This is a genomic window from Burkholderia sp. IMCC1007, assembly GCF_027257875.1.
Taxonomy (GTDB): Bacteria; Pseudomonadota; Gammaproteobacteria; order Burkholderiales; family Burkholderiaceae; genus Burkholderia.
On sequence record NZ_JAPVQY010000121.1, the window covers coordinates 1 to 4461 of the forward strand.

Consider the following 4461-nt stretch of genomic DNA (forward strand, 5'->3'; position numbering starts at 1 on the left):
CTGTCCTGCAGAAAGTACAGCCCGACGAACGACAAGCCCGCGTCCACGCTGCCGACAGACAAGCTCTTGAGGCCAGCGAAGCTGCTGCCAGCAAAACGATGCGCACCGGCGGCACCGATCTGCAAGCCGTTAAGCAGCTTGGCCGCGGCCGGCTCCAGGTTCTTGAGGCCTGCCTTGATCTGGCGCAGTGCCGCCTTGGCCTCCCGGTTCACGTCCTGCCCCAACACACCGCCGGCCTGCTTGATGTCGCGCGCCCGCTCCGTCGCATCCTGCCCAAACTGTACGAGCCGTTGCTTGACCTCTTCGGCCGAACCATGAACCCATAGCGTGACGTCGATCAATACGTTGCGAACGTTGGCGTTCGGGATAGTGATCAAGCTCCCCAACAGCATCGCGCGCGCCCCCTTGCCGACAGCCTTTTGCGCCGCATTGGCGTGGCCGCGTATCTCCTCCGACAACAGATCGAAGCACTCGCCTACCGTGAGCTGGATCGTGACCTGAGTGAGCTTGGTTTTTCCGTAGAGCCACGCCGCGCCCATATGGAGATTGTCCAGCGCCGCCTTGGCGCCGATGCTCAGGGTACTGTCCAGGCGATTGGCCGCGTCATGCATCGCGGCGAGCAACTGATCAGCCGCACCGACGATGACACTTCTGCGCCAATCATCACCGTCCTTACTGGTCGCGATGAGTTTGAGCACGTCATAGTATTTCTTGCCCGCATCGTTGGGCATGGCGCCGGCTGCGAACTGCGGCTCAAACGCTTTCTGCAGGTCGGTATGCTGCCCATTCAGCGCGATGTAGGCCGGGCTGTTGGGGTCTTTCAGTAACTGCCGCCATGCCTTGCCACTGGGGCCAAGTACTTGGGGCTTGGGTGTTTCGCCCGCTTTGGCCGGCGACGATGGGGCATCGGTGATACCCCCGGCAAGACAGTCGGCGGCGCTAACGAGACGACATTGCCATGAACGAACATCCGCGTCGGCATAGTCGAACGTCATGATGCGGTTCCAGTCGGCACTGGCCACCTGCGTACCCCAGTCGGTCGCATAGGCATCGATCTGCTTCTGGAAATCGTCGACCGTTTTGTCGTACGCGTCCTGGAAAGTTTTGCGTCCCTTCGGGCCGGTTTCCCAGTAACGTTCTTCGAGTCGCGCGATTCGACTCTTGACCTTGTGCTCGACCGTGGTAGCGCGCTCTTTCGCCGGATCTTGGAACACCGGCGGCACGCCAGCCTCGCTGGGCATCCAGAAATCATCGGCGGGAGGTGGCGTGTCGGCATCCACGAGCTGGGCGATGTAGGCTTTTATGCCCAGCAAGCATTGCGAAGTGAGGTAGGCATATCGCCGCGCCGGCTCCTCACGCCAGTGCTGGCGCAAAGTGCTGACGGAGAGCCGCAAGCTGTTGAGTTCCGCTGCCATGCCCACCGGATCGGGCAAGATGAGGCCCGCTACCCCTTTCTCGAGCCCATGCTGCTTCTCGAGTATGTGCAATTGCGCGCGCATCGCTTGCGCGCGTGCTTGGCGAGGATGCCACGCATGAACGCTACCGAAGTCGCGTGTGTTCGCGGCGTATTCGGCCACGTGCTCGTGGAGTGCATCGCCATGCTCCAGCGCAAGTGCCTGATTGTTCGCTTTTGGATCGGACTTCAGGATGGCGAGATTGATCAGCTTGAATCGCTGGCGATAGTCTGCCGGCAGCGGCTTGCCGTTAGCGTGCTTGCCCGTGCGATACGCATCGAGCGTGGCCTTCGGCCAGGGGTCCTGCGCGAACGCGATCCAGGCCTGCTTGTAGGTTGCCGTGTCGATGTTGATGAACGCAGCACGCAGATCATGCCCGGCATCCACGCACGCCTTCGAGAGCGGCTCGGGTTTCGCGCGCGGCATGGCAAAGGGATTGCATTGACGCAGGTAGCCTTCCGGAGTCACCTGATAGGCGTGCCAGATTTTTTCATCCAGCAGCACATAGACGTAGCCCTGTCGCAGTACACGCAACGCGGTCTGTACCGACGCGTGATGCAGCGCACCCTGCCGCTTGAGCCCCTGGGTAACCGGCATGACGGCGAGCCGCAACGGCAGGATCGGTACGCCCGTGCGCTGACACGCGTTGCAATCTCCGGTGGGATTGGGCGCTGCTTGGCGTGCGGCTCGGGTGAGAGTTTGGCTCGTGCTCATGAATAGCTCACTGCTGCGGGTAACGACGCGACGATGCGCATCCAGGCCGAATCGTCGTAGGTCTCAAAACGCGCCTGTAACGTGGATGTGCCGGCCAACGCGCGCGCAATGTCAGCCTGTACGTGAGGGTGCAGTGGCAAATCCGGATGAATGAACACGCGATGCATGCACAGATCGATGACGTCGGCGCTCAGGCGCAGCCCACGCTTATGGGCGTCACGGACAAGCCGGAACGCGTGGGCCGCCGCTTGCGGCGGCAAGAGCGTGTCGCCACGCCAGTGCCTGGGGGCATACGTCAACGGGAACCTGAGAGCGAGACGCCAGGCATCGAGGAAGTCGCCGATCAGGGGCGCGAGCCGTTGTGTCTGGCGAGCCAACGCCGGGATGTCCATCCCGGCGCCTGTGGGCGCACCGCGAAACAGGGTGTAGCCGCCCCAACTGGTGGGGCAAAGCCAGCGCCGGATCGGCCATAACAGATCGGGAAAGGTGTTTCCCACGGACGCAGCCAACAGTTCAAGCCGAAGCGGTTCGAACCACGGCGATACGCTTTGCGTTGCCGCTGGCGCAACGTCCAGGCAGCGCGCGGCCAGATGTTCGGCGAGCGTCTCGGGTGGGCACTCGCTCGACAGCCAGCCGCACACGTAGCGTTTCTTATAGCCCGCATCTTCATACGCATACCGTTCGCTCGACTCCAACAGGGCCTTGGCCGGAAGCTCCCCGGGCGCTGCCAGTTGAACCAACGCCGGACACGCTTCAGCGGTATGAGCGAGGTCCGGGCGCAACACACGCGTGATCGCCTGTTCACCTAGCGCCTGCGTCAGGGACGCGATACTCAGTGGATCTTCCGGCGCGCATTCAGCCATCGGGTCCAGGAGCAGATAGAGATAGTCGTTTTGGATGCGCTCGCTGCCGGCAAACGCTTGAACGATGCTTGCTGTCATCTGGCGCGCTCCGGGCAATCGGCCAGTTGACCCTCCAGAATCTGGCTACCCAGGGATAGGCTGTTTCCCTCTCCGCCTCCCTGCTGGGTCATCGGCCCGTTCACACGGATTGCCGCGGCATCCAGCGTGATGCCGCCTTGGTCGATGCGCACCGTACCGCCCGGACCCTTGATGACCACGGCCTCGGCCGCGTGGATTTCGTAGACCTTGGTGCGATGCTGAATGGCTTGTCCCGCCTCGACCTCTACTCGCCCTTGCACGCGCTGTTCATAGTGGCCGCCGATGTCGACCGTGTGGTTGGCCGCGGTCTTGTCACGCCGGTGGTTGCCCACCTCTTCGGTGCGATCCTTGCCGGTCGTGATGGTGTGGTTGCGACCGATCGTCAGGAAGTCGTCCTCGCCAATGTCATGCCGACGGTCCTGACCGATCGTGACCTGCTCGTCGTGGCCCACCGTTTCATTCCGATCGTTGCCGATGACGATTGTTTCGTCGTGCTCGATCTGTTCACTGCGGTCATTGCCGACGAACGTGGTTTCGTCGTGGTTGACGTGGATGTTCTGGTCGCGCTGCGCGTGAACGTAGATTTCCTCCTGCCCGGCCTCATCCTCGAAGCGCAGTTCGTTGAACCCGTCTCCCTTGTGCGTCTGACTCTTGATCGTCATCCGCGTCTTGTGCCTGGGCAACTCGTAGGGCGGCAGTTGCAGGCGGTTGTATGCCCTCCCCAGGATGAACGGCTGGTCCACGTCGCCATCCAGGTAGCCGACGATGACTTCCTGTCCGATGCGCGGGATCGCCATATGGCCCCACAGCGCACCGGCCCAGTTCTGCGCGACCTGAATCCAGCATGAGCTGTGTTCGTCGTATCGGCCCTGACGATCCCATGGGAACTGCACTTTCACGCGGCCATATTGATCGGTGTAGATCTCTTCGCCTTCCGGTCCGACCACGGTGGCCGACTGCGGGCCGTCGATACGCGGGCGCGGCAGCGGCTCGGCGCGCCATTCGGTGTCGTCGGGCACCAGCACCGCCTCGTAGCGGTAGTGGGTGCCGTGCTGCGCGTCGGCACTGTCCTCGGCCTGGCTGGTGAACTGCTTGCCGTGATGGACCATATTGACCGGGCGCCAACTTCGGTTCATGTCTTCGCGCGGGTGGCCGGTAAGTTCGAACGCGATGCCCGGTTGCAGGCGCGCGTCGTCGCCGCTCACCCGTGCGATCCGCGCATCGCGCCGGTGGCCACGCAGACGGTCTTGGGTAAAGGCGTTGCCGCTGCCTTCGTGCTTGTAGCGGCCCGGGTAGTCGTAGCGCGTGTAGCCGCGACCTTGATGATCGAGATCGGTGCCGTCGCGCGGATA

3 protein-coding genes are annotated in these 4461 nt (G+C 62.8%); all 3 read right to left on the reverse strand.

Going from position 1 to position 4461, the window contains the following annotated elements:
• Positions 1 to 2168: T6SS effector BTH_I2691 family protein (locus tag O1Q03_RS39725; RefSeq protein WP_269511579.1), on the reverse strand; the 2168-nt coding region annotated here is incomplete at its 3' end.
• Positions 2165 to 3109, reverse strand: a complete 945-nt coding sequence (locus O1Q03_RS39730; protein WP_269511581.1) for a DUF4123 domain-containing protein — start codon at positions 3107 to 3109, stop codon at positions 2165 to 2167. The genes O1Q03_RS39730 and O1Q03_RS39725, both read right to left, overlap by 4 nt.
• Positions 3106 to 4461, reverse strand: a 1356-nt coding sequence (locus O1Q03_RS39735; protein WP_269511585.1) for a type VI secretion system Vgr family protein, incomplete at its 5' end; no start/stop codon positions are given. The genes O1Q03_RS39735 and O1Q03_RS39730, both read right to left, overlap by 4 nt.

Excerpts from the sequence above, each read along its gene's own strand:
- O1Q03_RS39730 (WP_269511581.1), bottom strand. The coding sequence starts at position 3,109 with ATGACAGCAAGCATCGTTCAAGCGTTTGCCGGCAGCGAGCGCATCCAA.